General features: G+C 71.0%; 13 protein-coding genes and 1 riboswitch. Of the genes, 8 read left to right on the top strand and 5 right to left on the bottom strand.

What is annotated here, in order from left to right; all coding sequences use genetic code 11:
* The first annotated feature begins 25 nt into the window (after positions 1–25).
* The 3 genes from ACFW9O_RS23160 (at position 26) to ACFW9O_RS23150 (ending at position 4,090) form a co-directional block, all read left to right on the top strand.
* The gene (locus ACFW9O_RS23160; RefSeq protein ID WP_384611800.1) at positions 26–1,099 is read left to right on the top strand and encodes a LacI family DNA-binding transcriptional regulator; all 1,074 of its coding nucleotides are present in this window, start codon (positions 26–28) and stop codon (positions 1,097–1,099) included.
* 95 nt (positions 1,100–1,194) lie between these two features.
* The gene (locus ACFW9O_RS23155) at positions 1,195–2,619 is read left to right on the top strand and encodes an MFS transporter (RefSeq protein ID WP_384611798.1); all 1,425 of its coding nucleotides are present in this window, start codon (positions 1,195–1,197) and stop codon (positions 2,617–2,619) included.
* Positions 2,609–4,090, top strand: coding sequence for a pyridoxal phosphate-dependent decarboxylase family protein (locus tag ACFW9O_RS23150; RefSeq protein ID WP_384611796.1), 1,482 nt, complete (start codon positions 2,609–2,611; stop codon positions 4,088–4,090). Before ACFW9O_RS23155 ends, ACFW9O_RS23150 begins: the two co-directional genes overlap by 11 nt.
* A gap of 48 nt (positions 4,091–4,138) precedes the next feature.
* On the opposite strand, the gene ACFW9O_RS23145 is transcribed toward ACFW9O_RS23150, so the two are convergent.
* Complete coding sequence (locus ACFW9O_RS23145; protein WP_351174574.1) at positions 4,139–4,732, bottom strand: TetR/AcrR family transcriptional regulator; 594 nt, start codon at positions 4,730–4,732, stop codon at positions 4,139–4,141.
* Positions 4,733–4,932: 200 nt separating this feature from the next.
* On the opposite strand from ACFW9O_RS23145, the gene ACFW9O_RS23140 reads away from it, so the two are divergent.
* Positions 4,933–6,876, top strand: a complete 1,944-nt coding sequence (locus ACFW9O_RS23140) for a protein kinase (RefSeq protein ID WP_384611794.1) — start codon at positions 4,933–4,935, stop codon at positions 6,874–6,876.
* 83 nt (positions 6,877–6,959) lie between these two features.
* Here ACFW9O_RS23140 and ACFW9O_RS23135 read toward each other — a convergent pair whose 3' ends face one another.
* Complete coding sequence (locus ACFW9O_RS23135) at positions 6,960–7,775, bottom strand: SAM-dependent methyltransferase (RefSeq protein ID WP_384611793.1); 816 nt, start codon at positions 7,773–7,775, stop codon at positions 6,960–6,962.
* A 380-nt stretch (positions 7,776–8,155) separates the two neighbouring features.
* Between ACFW9O_RS23135 and ACFW9O_RS23130 the strand changes: the two genes are divergently transcribed.
* Complete coding sequence (locus ACFW9O_RS23130; RefSeq protein WP_384611792.1) at positions 8,156–9,631, top strand: hypothetical protein; 1,476 nt, start codon at positions 8,156–8,158, stop codon at positions 9,629–9,631.
* A 63-nt stretch (positions 9,632–9,694) separates the two neighbouring features.
* Here the strand turns inward: ACFW9O_RS23130 and ACFW9O_RS23125 are convergent, their stop codons facing one another.
* Positions 9,695–11,593 carry an RICIN domain-containing protein gene (locus ACFW9O_RS23125; RefSeq protein ID WP_384611791.1) on the bottom strand — a complete coding sequence of 633 codons (1,899 nt, stop codon included), beginning with the start codon at positions 11,591–11,593 and terminating at the stop codon, positions 9,695–9,697.
* A 295-nt stretch (positions 11,594–11,888) separates the two neighbouring features.
* On the opposite strand from ACFW9O_RS23125, the gene ACFW9O_RS23120 reads away from it, so the two are divergent.
* The gene (locus ACFW9O_RS23120; RefSeq protein ID WP_384611789.1) at positions 11,889–12,551 is read left to right on the top strand and encodes a TetR/AcrR family transcriptional regulator; all 663 of its coding nucleotides are present in this window, start codon (positions 11,889–11,891) and stop codon (positions 12,549–12,551) included.
* Between the two features lie 95 nt (positions 12,552–12,646).
* Here the strand turns inward: ACFW9O_RS23120 and ACFW9O_RS23115 are convergent, their stop codons facing one another.
* Complete coding sequence (locus ACFW9O_RS23115; RefSeq protein WP_384611787.1) at positions 12,647–13,396, bottom strand: thioesterase II family protein; 750 nt, start codon at positions 13,394–13,396, stop codon at positions 12,647–12,649.
* A 288-nt stretch (positions 13,397–13,684) separates the two neighbouring features.
* Between ACFW9O_RS23115 and ACFW9O_RS23110 the strand changes: the two genes are divergently transcribed.
* On the top strand, positions 13,685–14,137 hold the full coding sequence (locus ACFW9O_RS23110; RefSeq protein WP_351174602.1) for an NAD(P)H-dependent oxidoreductase: 453 nt from the start codon (positions 13,685–13,687) through the stop codon (positions 14,135–14,137).
* Between the two features lie 227 nt (positions 14,138–14,364).
* Here the strand turns inward: ACFW9O_RS23110 and ACFW9O_RS23105 are convergent, their stop codons facing one another.
* The gene (locus ACFW9O_RS23105) at positions 14,365–14,601 is read right to left on the bottom strand and encodes a hypothetical protein (RefSeq protein WP_384611786.1); all 237 of its coding nucleotides are present in this window, start codon (positions 14,599–14,601) and stop codon (positions 14,365–14,367) included.
* A 355-nt stretch (positions 14,602–14,956) separates the two neighbouring features.
* A riboswitch (cyclic di-AMP (ydaO/yuaA leader) is annotated at positions 14,957–15,143 on the top strand.
* Positions 15,144–15,145: 2 nt separating this feature from the next.
* Between ACFW9O_RS23105 and ACFW9O_RS23100 the strand changes: the two genes are divergently transcribed.
* Positions 15,146–15,994, top strand: a complete 849-nt coding sequence (locus ACFW9O_RS23100) for a transglycosylase SLT domain-containing protein (protein WP_384611785.1) — start codon at positions 15,146–15,148, stop codon at positions 15,992–15,994.
* Positions 15,995–16,159: the final 165 nt, after the last annotated feature.

Here is a 16,159-nt window from a genome sequence, read left to right as displayed (position 1 = left end):
CGGCGCTCCGGAGGGGACCCCAACGATGCCCGCAGCCGCTACCGGCGGACCGGCTCCGGCCGGGCGCAGCCGCCGCAGCTTCGCCCGGTCCAAGCCGGTCATGGACGATGTCGCCCGGCTCGCGGGCGTCTCCAAACAGACCGTCTCCAGAGTCCTCAACAAGAACCCCTCCGTGCGTGCCGAAACGCGTATGAAGGTGCTGGCAGCGATGAACGAACTGGGATACCGGCCCAGTTCGAGCGCCCGCTCCCTGGCCAGCGGCCGTACCCGGGTGCTCGGCGTGATCTCGTTCGACGCGGCCCGTCATGGACCCGCCTCCCTCCTCACCGCGATCAACCTCGCCGCTCGCGAGGCCGGATACCTGATCAGCTCGATCTCCTTGCCCCCGTCCGACGCGGACACCGTCATGAAGGCCGTGGACCTGCTGGCCGCGGAGGGGGCGGACGGTGTCATCGCCATCGCTCCTCAGCAGAACACCGACGAGGCGCTGTCCGGCGTCGTCCCGGCCATTCCGCTGGTCACGCTGGAGAGCCACCTCGGCCCGGACACCCCCGTCGTCACGTCGGACTCCGCCGCCGGAGCCCGCATGGCCGTCGAGCACCTCCTGGCCCATGGACACTCCACCGTCTGGCACATCGCGGGGCCGGACGGCTGGCTCGCCGCCGAGCAGCGCGTATTCGGCTGGCGTGAGGCTCTGGAGGAAGCGGGCGCATTCGTACCCGGCCGGCTGATCGGCGACTGGAGTGCCGGCTCCGGGTACGCCCTCGGCCGGCAACTGGCCTCCCGGCCGGAGGTCACGGCCGTGTTCGCCTCCAACGACCACATGGCACTGGGAGTGCTGCGAGCCCTGCACGAGGCTGGGCGCCGGGTGCCCGAGGACGTCAGCGTCATCGGCTACGACGACATCCCCGAAGCCGCTTACCTCATACCGCCGTTGACCACCGTCCGCAACGACTTCGCAGAGACCGGCCGACGCGCGCTCCACCTGCTGCTGCGGCAGCTCCGGGGGGACGTGGAGAGCGATGTCCGCTCGGTCGTCCCGGTCGAACTCGTCGTGCGGGCCAGCGCGGGACCTGCGCCGCGGCGAACAGGCGCCTGAGGTTCTCCCGGCGCCGAGGTCCTGCCGCCGGAGTTCATGGAGCCGTCATCCGCACCCCTTGCCACCTGCTCGAACGTTCGTTCATGATCTGCGGCATGCCAGCAGACATCCGTGCGGACAGTGAACCGGGTCCACGCCTGCCACGCCGGGTCCGTATCGGATACGGGCTCGGCTCCCTGTGCACCGGCACCTTCGCCACCGTGCCGGGACTGATCCTGCTCTACTACCTCACCAACGTCCTCGCCGTACCCGCGGCCGTCGCGGGGGCGGCGGTCTTCCTGCCGAAGGCCTGGGACGTCCTGGTCAACCCGCTGGTCGGCGCGGTGTCCGACCGCAGCAGGCTGCGCGGCGGGCCACGCCGTCCGTTCCTGCTCATCGGCGCCTGCACCCTCCCACCGCTCTTCGCGCTGATCTTCGCCGCGCCCCCGCTGCGGGGAGCGGCCGCGGCCGGCTACGTGGCGGTGCTGTTCCTGCTGGCGGCCACCGCGTACGCCGTCTTCCAGGTGCCGTACGTGACGATGCCCGCCGAGATGACCGAGGACCCGGCCGAACGCGGCCGGATCCTGGGCTGGCGGGTGGGTTTCCTCGGCGTCGCGATCCTGCTGTCCGGGGCGCTCGCACCGGCGATCGCCCACGCCGACGGCGACAGTCCGGCGAGCTACCGGACGATGGGGATCGCCGTCGCCGTCCTGCTCGCCCTGGGCATGTTCGGCGCCTGGTTCACCACCCGGTGGGCCCCCGCGGTGGCCCGCAGCGAGGCCGAACCCTCGCTCCGGGCCCAGTTGGCCGCCGCCCGCTCCCACAAGCCGTTCCTGTTCCTGGCCGGCATGTGGACCCTCCAGGCCCTCGCCATCGGCGTGATGCTCGCGGGAGTCCAGTACTTCGCCACGTACACCCTCGGCTCACCCAGCGCGGTCACGCCGCTGTTCGCGTGCCTGATCGGACCGCTCGTCCTCGTCATGCCGCTGTGGAACCGGCTGGCCCGCCTGCGCGGAGTGAAGGGGGCCCAGTGGTGCGCGTCCCTGCTCTTCCTCGCCGGCGCCGTGCTGCTCGCCTTCACCCCGGCGGCCGGACCGGCCCTGGGCTACGCGGCGGTCGTGCTCATCGGTGTCGCCTACGCCGGGCTCCAGTTGCTGCCGCTGACCATGCTCGCGGACACCCTCGCCGCCGATGTCGCCCGTACCGGCAAGAGGCGGGCCGCGACCTTCACCGGACTGTGGACGGCCGCCGAGACCCTGGCCTTCGCGCTGGGTGCGGGGGTGTTCGCGCTGGTCCTGGCGGTGACGGGGTTCCGCTCGTCCGACGCCGACCACCGGGTGGCCCAGCCCGAGGCCGCCCTGACCGGCATCACCATGGGCATGAGCCTGCTGCCCGCCGTCCTCGCCGGGGCAAGCCTCTGGCTGCTGCACCGCTACCGCGAGGACCGCATCGGGCCGGTACCCCCGGAGTCCGTACCTCAGCCGTCCGCAGTGCCCCCGCAGCCCGCACCTCAGCAGGAAGAGACCGACCGTGTCGACTGAAACCACCCGCGCCCTTCCCGCAGGCCGTTCCGCCGCCGAGGTGCTCGCCGAGCTGCGCGGCCTGCGGGAAGCCGACGCACCCACCCGCGGCGGGCGCACCTTCGCGTACGTCTACGACGCGGGCCTCGACGGCCTCGACGAACTGGCCGCCGCCGCGTACACGGCGTACGCGACCGTCAACGGGCTCGACCCCACCGTCTTCCCGAGCGTGGCCCGGCTGGAGAACGACCTGGTGGGGGCCGTCGCGGCGCTGCTGGGCGCACCGGGTGCCCAAGGCACGTTCACCAGCGGCGGGACGGAGAGCATCATGCTCGCCGTCAAGACGGCCCGGGACCACGCGCGTTCGGTACGAGGCATCACGGCACCGCAACTCGTCCTCCCGGCCACCGCGCACGCCGCCTTCCACAAGGCCGCCCACTACCTCGGCCTGGAGACGGTCGTCGTCCCCGTCGACCCCGTCACCTTCCGTGCCGACGCCGCCGCCGTCGGCGCGGCGATCACCGACCGCACCGCGCTCGTGGTCGCCTCGACCCCCTCGTACGCGCACGGGGTGATCGACCCGGTGGCCGAGATCGCCGAGGCCGCCTCGCGGCGCGGGGTCCTCTGCCACGTCGACGCCTGCATCGGCGGCTGGCTCCTGCCCTACCTGCGGCGCGCCGGACGCGAGGTGCAGCCGTTCGACCTGTCGGTTCCCGGGGTCACCTCGCTCTCCGTCGATCTGCACAAGTACGCGTACGCGGACAAGGGCGCCTCCGTCGTCCTCTACCGGGATGCCGAACTGCGCCGGTACCAGTACTTCGCCCATGCGGGCTGGCCCGGCTACCCGGTCGTCAACCCGACGGTCCAGGGCACGAAGTCCGGCGGTCTGCTGGCCCAGGCGTGGGCGGTCCTCCAGCATGTCGGCGAGGACGGCTACACCACGCTGGCCGGCCGGGTCGCCGAAGCTTCGGACCGGCTGCTGGCGGGCCTGCGCGGGACCGACGGCGTACGGGTGCTGGGGGAACCGGCCGCCGGACTCGTCGCCTTCACCGTCCACCGCGGGCCGGTGGACGGTGACCCCGACCTGAGCCTGCTGCTCCACCTCGCCGACGAGATGCGCGACCGCGGCTGGTACCTGCAGCCCCAGCTCTCCTTCGACGGCCTGCCGCCCAATCTCCACCTCACCCTGACGCCGGCCACCGTCGGGCAGGTCGACGCGCTGCTCGAGGACCTCGTGGCCGCCCTCGGGGCCGCGCGGGCGCTGCCGCCGGTCACCGTGGCCCCCGGGCTCGCGGAGATCGCCGCCGGGCTGGACCCGGAGATGCTCGCTCCGGACGAGATCGCGGCCGTCCTGGCCTTCGCGGGGCTCGGCGGCGGCTCCGGGCTCCCGGGCAGGATGGCACCCGTGCTGGTGCTGCTCGACGCGCTCGACGGGCCGCTCAAGGAGCGGCTCCTCACGGAGTTCATCGGCTCGGTCTTCCAGGTCGGCTGAGCAGCCGCGCCCAGGTCGGGTGCACCGCGCGCACGGGACCGTCCCTGCTCAGGGGCTGAGCGACCGCCAGATCCTCTCCGGCAGGACGCGCGCGGCCTGATCGAGGTCGACGTCGTCCATGCCGGACAGCCAGCGGCGCGCGGTCGCGACGACGGGTCCCATCACCAGTGCCTCGACCAAGGGGACGGACAACGGGGCGAGTTCTCCCGTTTCGACATGCTGCCGCACCCACTCGGTCATGGGCGACAGCCTGGCCTCCTGGGCGTCGCGGAGCTGCCTGGCCTGCGCCATCCCGAGCCGGTCGGCGTAGGAGGAGTGCAGGAGCCGGGCCGCGTCCGGGTGCTCCTGGATGAAGGTCAGATAGGCCCGCACGAGGGCGCCGATGCCGGTACGGGCCGTGCGGGAACGCTCCACGGCTGCGGCCAGCTCGGCCAGGAGACGGCCGAGCCAGCGGCGCAGCAAGGCGTTCATCAGGCCGTCGACGCTGCCGAAGTGGTGGTAGAGGCTGCCGAGACTGACACCGCTCGCCTTGGTGAGGGCACTGACGGTGACGCCCTGGTCGCCGGACTCGGCGTACACCTGGAGGGCGGCGTCCAGGAGGCGGTCGGCAGTTTCCTCGCCACGTTGTTGCTTGGGGCTCATGGTGACCATCAGCGTAGTACCCCGAGGTCACGGCCACGCCGGCGCAAAGTGGAATCCTTTTCTAGAAAGATCTTCCAATCGGAAGGATCGATGGTTCAGACTGTTCCCCGTGCCGGGTGCCTGTGCCGGCCCGTGCGGACCGCGGGGGAGCGCATGGACGGAACAGGCGCCCGGCCGACCGGCCGGTGAACGGGGAGAGCGTGAACGGGGAAGACGGGTTCGACCTCGCGGGCAGTGGTGCGGAGCCGCTGCGCGCGAAGGACCCACGGCGGATCGGACCGATCCCTCTGGTGGGCCGGATCGGGGCCGGCGGCATGGGGCGGGTGTACCTCGGCGTCGCGGACGGCCGGTACGCCGCCGTCAAGCAGATGCTGGCTTCCGTCGTCGCCGAGGACGAGGGGTTCGTACGCCGGTTCGGGCAGGAGATGGACAACCTCGCACGGTTACCTGCCGAGGCCACAGCGCCCCTGCTCGCGAGCGACCGCACCGCGGAGCCGCCGTGGTTCGCCACCGCGTACGTGCCCGGGATCACCCTGGCAGAGGCCGTCGAACCGCACGGCGCTCCTTCCCCGGACTCTCGACCGGGCTCCCCACCCGGCCCTCCGCCGGGTGCCGGCAGCGGAAGCCCCGTCCCGGCAGACGCCCTGTGGCTGCTGCTGCGGGAGGTGGCCGCCGGACTGAAGCCGGTGCACGCGCTCGGCATGGTGCACCGGGACCTGAAGCCGTCGAACGTCATGCTGACCCTCGACGGCGTCACCCTCATCGACTTCGGCATCGCCCGCGCCGCCGAACAGAGCCAACTGACCCGGACCGGCCTGATCGTCGGCACACCCGCGTACATGTCGCCCGAACAGGCCATGGGCACACGGCGGTTGACCAGCGCCTCCGACGTGTTCGCGCTGGGACTGCTCGTCGCCTACGCGGCGAGCGGCCGCTGGCCTTTCGCGGACGGGGCCGAGGGCAGCCCGCTCTACCGCATCGTGCACGACGAGCCCGATCTGGGGCCGGTGCGCGAGCGCGACGCCCGGCTCGCCGAAGTCGTGGCGTCCTGCCTGGACAAGGACCCGGAGGGCCGTCCGACCGCCGCCGAGCTGGTCGAACTCATCGGGCGGCGGAGCCCGTCGGCCCCGGGCCGCTGGCCCGAGGCCGTCATGGAGAAGCTGACCCTGCGGGCAGCCTTCGCCGCGCGGGTGCCCGGGAACATCGAAGACCCGTACGTCCCCGTGAGCGCACCGGACCCCGCAGAGGACGCGAGGAACACCGGAGGTGCGGGGAACACCGCAGGTGAGGGTGGCACGGGGGACGTACCGGCGACCGCACCCGATGCCCGTTCCCCGCGGCGTGAGCGGCGTCGTACCCGCATCCTGCTGGCCGTCGTGCCCGTTGTCGTGACCACCGTCGGGACGACGCTGGCCCTCCAGAACCTGCCGTACGCCACCGGCCCCGACCACGCCGTGGGATCGACGCCGTCCGTCTCCGTCACCGCACCGGCCGACCCCACGCAGTCGTCCGGCGCGAGCGCATCGGCCGCCCCCGCGTCGGACCGGCCGAAGAAGCCGGAGGGGAAGGGCAGGTCCTCGCCGGACACCGCGAAGGGCGGTGCCGGTACGGGCGGCGCGGCTTCGGGGAGCGGGGCGGGTGACACCGCCGGAGGGAGTGATGGGTCCGGTGGTTCCGCCGGTTCGGGCAGCTCCGGCACGGGCGAGGGCGAGTCGTCCGGTTCGTCCGGCTCGGGGACCTCCGGTTCGGCCACAGGCGGAGGAGAGCCCGCGCCGCCGCCCTCGTCGGGCACCTTCCGGTTGAAGAACGCCGACAACGGTTCGTGCCTGATCCAGGTGTACGGCTCCGCGGACGACGGCAACTGCGCGGACCCGAGCGCCTCCTGGACCACGGTGAGCGCCGAGAACAACAGCCTCAAGGTCGTCAACAAGCAGTCCGGCGCCTGTCTCGTCGCCAACATGCTGGGCCAGGCCGTGTTCGTGGGCGACTGCACCCAGGGCACCCAGCGCCTGTGGCGCTGGGGCGCGGGCGGCACCTTGAAGAGCGTCCCGAACGGCGGCTGCCTCGACCTCGCCTACGGCGGCGGCATCTCGACAGCGACCTGCGCGTCCGGGAAGGCGTCCCAGAACTGGCGGAAGTCCTAGCCCTCCGCCACTGCGGAGCAGCCACCGTCGCGGCGCGGCCGGGCACCGCCTCGGCCCGGTCGGCCGCCGCCGGGGGAGGGGAGCTACGGCTTGCGCCCCAGCGCCACGTAACCCGCGCTGACGATGTCGTCCTGCCCGGGGATCGGCTCGCCGAGCTCGGGGTGCCACGCCTCGGCGGCCACGATGCCGGGCTCGACGATCTCGAGTCCCTCGAAGAACGCGGCGAACTGGGCGCGGTTGCGCGGCGCCAGCGTGAGCGTGTTGGCCTTGTACATCTCGTCGACCTTGCGCGCCTTCTCCGGATGGAAGTCCGCGGTGAGGTGCGAGATCACCAGATAGCTGCCCGGCGCCAGCACGTCGGTCAGCCGGCTCACCAGTTCGTAGGCGCCGCCCTCGTCGGTGACGAAATGCAGCAGCGAGATCAGCGAGAGCGCGACCGGCTTGCTGAAGTCCAGTGTCTTGCCCGCGTGTTCGAGGATGGCATCCACGTCCCGCGCGTCGGCCTGCACGTAATCGATGCTGCCCTCCGGAGTGCCGCTCAGCAGGGCCTCGGCATGGGCGAGCACGATCGGGTCGTTGTCGCAGTAGACGACCCGCGTGGCGGGCGCGGCCTCCTGGGCCACCTGGTGGAGGTTGGGCTCGGTGGGTATCCCGGTACCGATGTCGAGGAACTGCAGGATGCCCTGGTTCGACAGCCACCGCGTGGCGCGGTGCATGAAGGCCCGGTTCACCTTCGCCATCACCGGGACGGCGGGCTCCACGGCGAGCATCTGCCGGCCCATCGCCTCGTCCACCGGGTAGTTGTCCTTGCCGCCGAGGAACCAGTCGTACATCCGCGCGGGGTGCGGCTTGCTGGTGTCGATGTGCAGTGCGGCGCTGCTGTTCTCCGGTCGGGACATTGCGAACTCCAGGGGGCATGAAGCTGTGGATGATCAGTTCGCCCCAAGAATAGGGAACTTGAGCGCGGAAGAGGACACGTTCGCAGGCCGGCGGGCCATCGGCCGCACGGCCGGCGGCTTCCGCAACGGATGGGCGTGACTCACCGCTCCCGGCCCGCACGGACAGTCCGCAACACGTTCTTCATGCCCTGTGCATGGTCCGCGGGCCGGACCTCACGCGATGATCGGCAGCACCTCCGCGACGGGGCTGGGGGTCGAGGACGCCGACAGCCGCACGTCCTTCGACCGCACGTCCTGAGCCTCGGCCCACCTCACCGCGGGTCCATGAGCCTGTGGCGGCACCGACACGACGATCAGCAGGATGGAACGGAGTCACCACCATGCCCTCAACCAAAGGGCGTTGCCACGCACGGCGTCTCACGGCGCCCGCGGCTCTGCTCGCCGCAGCGCTCCTGATGTCCGGAACACCGGCGACGGCCGCCACCTCGGCCCCGGCTGCCGCCGCCACGTCCGTACTGCCGGCCAACCCGTACGCGGGTCCGCCCGGAACCGCCACCATGCACGGTGACACCGGCTCCTCCGACACCACTCCACTCGCAGGCCCGGGGCCCGGAAGCCTCTCCGGCAAGCTGAACGGACTGCTTTCCGCCTGCCCCACCGTCCTCGTCGGCGCCGACGACTACCCCGTGGCGCTGTGCACGCCGATTCTGGGCCAGGTGCCCACCGTCCATCTCCTCGATCCGCACACCGGCGCCTCCCTCACCTCGCTGCAGCTGACCAAGGGCTCGCTGCTCGGCGGCGTCTACGCCTACATCGACCACGAGGACCGGCTCGTCGTCGTCGACGGCAGCCGCTCCCTGCTGCGCATCGGGCACCACCGGGACGCGGCCGGCTCCTGGCGGCTGACCGTCGACAGCAGCCTCCCGCTCGGCCCGGCCGTGCCCGCGGACGATGCCGTCACCGGGCTCTCGCCGGACTGGCAGGGGCGTGTCTGGTTCGCCACGGGTGGCGGCGTCGTCGGTACCGCGGACGACAGGACCGGGACGGTGAGGTCCGTGGCGCTCCCTGCCGGTGAGCGGGTCGCCAACAGCATCTCGACCGCACCGCAGGGCACCGCCGTGACCACCACCCACGCCACCTACCTGCTCACGGCGTCCACCGACGGCACCCCGCGGATTTCCTGGCGGCAGGTGTACGACCGGGGCCAGGCCCGTAAGCCCGGCCTGCTGAGCTGGGGCAGCGGTTCCACGCCCACCTTCTTCGGACCCACCGACGGCACGGACTACGTGACCATCGTCGACAACGCCGACACGTCGGTCCGGCTGAAGGTCTACCGCACGTCGACCGGTGAGACCGTCTGCTCGGTCCCGGTGCTGCTCGCGTCGGGCGGACCCGGCAGCGAGAACTCCCCCGTCGGCGCGGACCGCAGCGTCTACGTCGCCGGCACGTACGGCTATCCCTACCCCGCCGTGCCCGAAGGCGCGGGTGACAGCGTGCCCGCATCGGCACCCTTCGCCGGTGGCCTGAGCAGGGTGGACGTCCGGGCCGACGGCAGCGGCTGCGACGTTGTCTGGGACAACACGCTGCGCTCCGCCGCCGTGCCGAAGCTCTCCACCGCGGACGGGAAGCTGCATACGGTGCTGCGTGACCCGGTCATTCCCGGAACCAAGGGGACCAGCCTGCTCGACCCCTACCGCTACGCGCAGATCGACCCGGCCACGGGAGCAGTCCTGCGCAGCAAACTGATAGGGGTCGGCGCCCTGTACGACACCCTGCAGATGGCCGGGACCGTCGCACCGGACGGTGCCTACCTGCAGGGCACGGTCACCGGCATCCTGCGGATATCCGCGGGCTGAGGGAACGCCGAGCGCAGGGCCCGGTCCCGCCGGACCGGGCCCTGCGCGAACCGTGGCGCCGTGTCAGTGGCTCAGGGTGAACGCCTGGGCCGCGGATCCGTTGCACGGCTGCTGCGACAACGCGGCACCGTTGGCGGTGGAAGAGCCGTTCACGGTGAGGCACTTGCCGCTGTGGCGCGCGGCGAAGCGATACGCGCCGGCCGTGCCGACGGCCTCGGGCCGCCACTGCTGGTTGGTCCCCCCTTCGTAGCTCCAGAGGTGGACCCTGGTGCCGTCCGCGGTGGCTCCGGTGCCGCCGTCGACATCCCAGACCTTGGTGTTGTGCTGGTTGACGACCTGGTAGTTCCCACCGGTGGTCGGCCGGAACTGCCAGCTCTGGTTGGCGCCGTTGCCGCAGGCCCACTGCTGGAGGCCGGTGCCGTTGGTGGTGCCCCAGTCGGCGGCGTCGAGGCAGGCTCCGCTGTGGCTCCTGACCTGGTACCAGGTGCTCGGGTCGATGGAGCCGACGGGAGGTTCGGTGGTCCCGCCGTCGCCGCTCCAGACGAAGGTGGCGACCGCGCCCGCGGGGAGGGTGTAGGCGAGGGACTTGCCGTTGTCGGTCACGGAGAAGCGCTGGGCGCCGGCCGCGGTGTTGACGACGTAGGCGGCGCGGGTGCCGTCGGGGTTCTGGAAGGCGACGTTCTGGACGCCTCCGGCACCCTGGCTGGTGGAGCCGATGCGGGTGGCGCCGGGCTTGATGAACTTGGTGACGTGGCCGAGGACGTAGTACTCGGCGTTACGGCTGACGTTGCCGTTCGCGATGTCGACGATGCCGTTGCACCTGTTGGTGCAGTGGCCCTGGTGGGGGCCGCCGTTCTGGTCGAGGGCGAGGTTCCAGTTGATGACGGTCTCGCCGCCGTTGCGCATGTTCTGTACGACGAGGTTCTCGGCGTGCCACTGGAGGGTGTCGCGGAAGGTCGTGCCCGGGTCGGCGCTCTCGGTCCCGGAACATTCGGTGAAGAAGACGCGCTTGCCCGCGTTCACCACCTGTTGCTGCGCCGAGGGCGTGCCGCCGTAGCAGTGGAAGGCGGCGCCGATCACGCGGCTGATCCCCTGGGTGCCGTTGAAGACCTCGACCGGGTAGTTGGGGTGGTCCCAGTTGTGGTCGTAGGCCAGGAGGTTGGTGGGCAGGCCCGCCGAGGTGAGGGTGCGGTCGAGCACCTTGAAGAACTCGGCCTGCTGCGAGGACGTCATGCTCATGGACGGGTAGCTCGTGGCGAACTCGGGCTCGTTCTGCACGGTCAGGTCGGTCAGGGTGATGCCCTGCTGGCCGTACGCCCTGATCGAGGCGACCAGGTAGTCGGCGTACGCCTGGTAGTGCTCGGTCCTGAGGCTGCCGCCGTTGAGGGAGTTGCCGGTCTTCATCCACGCGGGCGGGGACCAGGGCGATCCCATGAAGCGGATGGCGGAGTTGACCGCGGTGGCCTGCTTCAGGACCGGGATGATCTCCGCCTTGTCCCGGTCGATGGAGAAGGAGCCGCGGGTGTCCTCGTAGGTGTAGAAGTCGCCGGTGGAGTTGAAGTCGGTGCTGCCGAGCGGCTGGCGCAGGTAGTTGAGCCCGATGCCGTCCCCGTCGGCGGAGAACAGGGACGTCATCAGCGCGTTGCGCCTGTCCTGCGGAAGGCCCTGGATGAGGCGGGCGGAGGCGCCGGTGACCGAGGCGCCCGCACCGGTGAACCTCTGGCTCCTGCTGGTGCCGTCGATACGTATGTCGACGGACTGGGGGGTGCCGGTGAACGGGACGCTGCCCTCGGCGGACAGCTTCTTGCTGCCGTCGGCCGTGGTGACCCACACCTGGGCTGTCGGGTCGGCGGCCTGCGCCGTGCCGGTGCCGGTGCCGGTGAGGCCCAGTCCGGTCACGGCCAGGACGAAGGCGGCGCCTGCGGCACGTGTCCGCGGACTGAGGGGACTGCGAGGTGGCATGGTGCGGCTCTCCTTCGGTCGGTACCTGACGGGGTGGTGCGGCCGGCTGTCGCACCCCGGCGCGCCGGGGTGGGGGTGAGCGGACGGGTCTCGCCGCAAGGTCTCCCGGTCGGCAGGTACGACCGGTGCGCGTAAGAAGGCCATGAGTGTCCTTCCCGCCGTGACGTCGGCATTTCGTGGGGGGAGACGGCGACATAGAAGCACACCCACTAAGTGGTTAGTAAGTAGTCTGCCCGGACTTTCCTCAAGGCGTGAAGATCGCCGTGGGATCCCCGGGCGGGCTTAGGGTGAGCCGGTGAGCAACCAGTCAGTGGGCGGACCGGCGCGTCCTGCCAAACCCCGTGTACCGCGCAGCCCGGAAGCCCGGCAGCGGCAGCGGGACATCCTGCACATCGCGACGGACACCTTCGCCGCGCGCGGCTACAACAACGCATCGCTGGCGGAGATCGCGGACCGGGCAGGCCTGACCCAGGCAGGCGTGCTGCACTACTTCCGCTCCAAGGCGCTCCTGCTCACCAGCGTCCTCGAACTGCGCGACCAGACGGACATCGAGCAGCTCGGGGCCGACCGGCCACAGGGCCTGGAGTTCCTGCGTCACCTGGTGGACACCGCGCTGCGCAACGCCGAACGGGAGGGGATCGTCCGGCTCTACGCCGTGCTGTCGGCGGAATCCGTCACCGACGACCACCCGGCCCAGGCCTACTTCCGCGACCGCTACAGCGGTCTGCGCACCTTCGTCGTCGACGCCCTGCGCGAGGCGTGCGACCTTCCCGAACGCGACGCGGGCAGAGCCGAGAACGCCGCCAACGCCATCATCGCCGTCATGGACGGCCTCCAGGTGCAGTGGCTTCTCGCCCCCGACGCCGTGGACATGGCGGCCTCGACCGAGCTCGTGGTCACCTCCCTGCTGGCCGCCCTCGCACCGGGCACGTTCGGGCCGGCCGCCGGAGACCGGTAGCCCGGCCTCTGTCCGGACAGCCGGGTCGGCATCGTCGCCCGATGCCCCACCGGCTCACGCTTCGTGCAAGGGCCTCCGGGGCGTGGAACGGCGAACTACAGCGCACCGACGATCGCGGAGGCGACCTCGGGAACATGCCGGTCGAGGTAGAAATGGCCGCCCTCGAACACCTGCGTGTCGGTGCCCTTCGTGGTGTGCGCCTCCCAGGCCGTCACGTCCGCGGCCGAGGTCACCGGGTCGGATGCGCCCGCGAACACGGAGACGGGACAGGTGAGCCGGGCTCCGGGCGCGGCCGTGTACGTCTCGACCGCGCGGTAGTCCGCCCGTACGACCGGCAGGATCAGCTCCCGCATTTCGGGGTCCTCCAGCACGGACCGGTCCGTGCCGCCGAGCCGCACGATCTCCTCGACCAGGCCGTCGTCGTCACGGAGATGGACCGTCCCCGCGCGTGCGATCGACGGTGCCCGGCGGGAGGAGGCGAAGAGCCGTACCGGTCCGTGCGGTGTCTGCTGCTCGAACCGGCGGGCCACCTCGAAGGCGACGACCGCACCCAGGCTGTGGCCGAAGAAGGCGAAGGGGGCTTCGAGCCGGTGGCGCAGGACGGCGAAGGCGGCGTCGGCCAGCTCGTCCACGCTGTCGAGGAGCGGCTCCCCGTGCCGGTCCTGACGTCCTGGGTACTGGATGGCCAGGGTGTCGATCCCAGGTGCGAGGGCGTGGGCCAGGAGGCGGAAGTACCCCGCCGACCCTCCCGCGTGCGGAAAGCAGACGAGCTGGGCCGTGCTCTGCGCGGTGGTCGCGAAGCGCCGTATCCAGGAGTCGTCGTCATGTGTGTGCTGCTGAGACATGAGTTCACCAAGTCGGGGGGCGGAGCGTGCCGGTGTCGGCAGAACAGGATATGGGTTCATGGCCGGCGCCGGGGGAGCCGCCGGCCATGAACGGTCGGTGAGGCCCGTCAGCCGTTGCTGCGTGCTCCGAAGTCTCCGATCGCCCGGCCCGCCGCCTGAGGGGCTCCTGGCTTCCCCGGAGTGAAGGCGAGGAGGTCGCCGATGGTCGAGGCCGCCCCGCCCACCCACATCGCGGTGCGCGCGTGCCTCGCTTGCGGTCGGCGGGTCGGGGCGGCAGGGTTCCTGGGTGTGGCCACTCTGCTGATCGTGCATCACACACCCTCGCCGAACTGCCAGGCGCTGTTCGAAGCCGTCGTCTCCGGGGCGACGACGGAGGAGATCGAAGGGGTGAAGGTCGAACGGCGCGCGGCGCTCTCCGCCACCGCTTCCGACGTGCTCGCCGCCGACGGCTACCTCCTCGGGACCCCGGCGAACCTCGGCTACATGTCCGGCGCCCTCAAGCACTTCTTCGACCAGGTCTACTACCCGTGCCTGGACGCGACGCGCGGCCGGCCCTTCGGCTACTACGTGCACGGCGGCAGCGACGTCACCGGCGCCCTGCGGGCCATGGAGTCGATCACGACCGGCCTGGGCTGGCGCCGTACGGCCGACGCCGTGACGGTGACGGGCGAGCCGGGCAAGGCCGACATCGAGGCGTGCTGGGAACTGGGAGCGACCGTTGCCGCCGGCCTGATGGGCTGAGGCCCGCAGCCCTTGGGGCTGCCGCTCGGCCTCGCACGATGCCTCTCGCGCCGTACGGACACGGCCGCTGGGCGGATGAACGCATGCGGTGGGCTTCCTGCGGGCAGGGGGTCTGCGTCGACGAGGAGCCACGCCGGGACCTCGAGTCACCGCTGGGCGCCGCGCGGAGCCTGGGCCCACGGGGCCGGCGGGACCGGGGTGATGGCGCCCGGTCCCGGTCCCGCTGCTCAGTGCGGCCGCCAGGTGAGCTTGCCGCCGCCCACCCACCGCACCGTGGCGGGGTCGTCGAGGTCATGGACGGTGATTCCGGCCGCGCTGGCGAGGAAGAGCACGTCCGTCATCTCCGTCGCCTTGCCGACGAGCTCTCCGTCGATCTCCACGAGGCGGAAGGGCGGATCTCCCGGCTGTACGGCCAGGACGGTGATCGGCGGGTTCCAGGTGGTGGGGCTCGCGCTTTCGGTCATGCGTGGATCGGTTCCACACGGACGGTCGCGGTATGCACGGATGCGGCTTCAATGAGCTGTATGCCTGATTTGGTCGTTTTTTGGGATTGATCCCGTAATTCATAAGGCCCATATCGTGCGGCCTGTGATCATTCGGCACAACGCAAATCGCCCTTATCGGACTCAGTGACCAGCGTCACCTGTCGCGCCGACGACGTCGTGAGTCGTCGGCCGGTTCCCTTGTGCGCCAAGAAAATTGGCTTTGCCGTGTGGGGTCGATTACACGAATTTCCATCAATGGATCTTGCGAATGAATTGTGATCACCAATTCGTGGCTTGTTCCTTTCGCTATTTCTCGCCTACGGTCACCCTCACTCCGGATGGAACGCCGAATCCTGCCGCCGTCCGGTAACCCGACCACTCACGTACGGCAGGAGCGGGGGACCCAGGTAAGCGCCGATCCGGTATCCGGAGCGGCTCGGGGTGAAGTCGCATTCGCATGCGACCGGGCATCTCCAGCCCGAACCCGACAGCTCACTTCGCAGGCGACGGAGAGGAAATCACCATGCCCGCAAAGGGTAAGCACCGTCGTTCCAGGACCAGTTCGCTGACCCGCGGCATCATCGCCGTGAGCACGGGCGGAGCCGCTCTGGCCCTCCCCGTGATCGGTGCGACCGGCGCCTTCGCGGCACCGGCCCACCCGGTCGCCATCGAAAAGGCATCGACGTCTACTGCCGTGTCCGCCAAGGGAATTGCGGCCAAGAAGTCCGCGCCCGTCACCTATTCCGTGATCTTGGGTGACTCTCTCGCCAAGATCGCACGCGGACATTCCGTGAGCGGTGGCTGGCAGGAGCTGTACAAGGACAATCGCGCGGCTGTCGGCGACAACCCCGATCTGATTCGCCCCGGTCTGAAGCTGACCATCGGCGCCAAGGCCGAGAACAAGGCGGCGAAGTCGGGTAAGGCCGAATCCAAGGCCTCGGACCGCGCCGAGAAGAGCGCCGACCGCGCCGACCGTTCGGAGCGCACGAGCACGAAGCTCGCCGCGCAGGGCGCGCCCGCCGCCGCTCCCGCGGCCCAGCCGGCCACGTACACGAACGACCTCGACGGCTGGATCAAGGAGTCGCTGGCGGTCATGGCCGAGCACGGCATCCCCGGCAGCTACGACGGCATCCACCGCAACGTCATGCGTGAGTCCTCGGGCAACCCGCTCGCCATCAACAACTGGGACTCGAACGCCGCCGCGGGCATCCCGTCCAAGGGCCTGCTGCAGGTCATCGACCCGACCTTCGAGGCCTACCACGTGCCCGGTACGTCGACCGACAGCTACGACCCGGTCGCCAACATCACCGCCGCGTGCAACTACGCCGCAGACCGGTACGGCTCGATCGACAACGTCTTCGGGGCCTACTGACACACGGCTGTGTGACAGCTGAGCAGTATCGACGGGTGGTGGGGGGGGGGGGGGGGGCCCCCCCCCCCCCCGGGTTGGACGGGCGCCAACGGCCGGGCGAAGGGGGAAAGTAGTTCGGCCACCCGCGGGGCCCGGGGTTTTATTAAAAAAAATACCAGCGCACCC

The sequence above is a fragment of the Streptomyces sp. NPDC059499 genome (assembly GCF_042749285.1).
GTDB lineage: Bacteria > Actinomycetota > Actinomycetes > Streptomycetales > Streptomycetaceae > Streptomyces.
The sequence above is the reverse complement of the archived record's forward strand: the minus strand, read 5'-3'. Positions and strand labels throughout refer to the sequence as shown.

Coding starts and splice junctions, on each gene's coding strand:
- ACFW9O_RS23130 (WP_384611792.1), top strand. CDS start 8,156: ATGCCCTCAACCAAAGGGCGTTGCCACGCACGGCGTCTCACGGCGCCC.
- ACFW9O_RS23115 (WP_384611787.1), bottom strand. CDS start 13,396: ATGTCTCAGCAGCACACACATGACGACGACTCCTGGATACGGCGCTTC.
- ACFW9O_RS23135 (WP_384611793.1), bottom strand. CDS start 7,775: ATGTCCCGACCGGAGAACAGCAGCGCCGCACTGCACATCGACACCAGC.
- ACFW9O_RS23105 (WP_384611786.1), bottom strand. CDS start 14,601: ATGACCGAAAGCGCGAGCCCCACCACCTGGAACCCGCCGATCACCGTC.
- ACFW9O_RS23145 (WP_351174574.1), bottom strand. CDS start 4,732: ATGAGCCCCAAGCAACAACGTGGCGAGGAAACTGCCGACCGCCTCCTG.
- ACFW9O_RS23125 (WP_384611791.1), bottom strand. CDS start 11,593: ATGCCACCTCGCAGTCCCCTCAGTCCGCGGACACGTGCCGCAGGCGCC.
- ACFW9O_RS23100 (WP_384611785.1), top strand. CDS start 15,146: ATGCCCGCAAAGGGTAAGCACCGTCGTTCCAGGACCAGTTCGCTGACC.
- ACFW9O_RS23160 (WP_384611800.1), top strand. CDS start 26: ATGCCCGCAGCCGCTACCGGCGGACCGGCTCCGGCCGGGCGCAGCCGC.
- ACFW9O_RS23155 (WP_384611798.1), top strand. CDS start 1,195: ATGCCAGCAGACATCCGTGCGGACAGTGAACCGGGTCCACGCCTGCCA.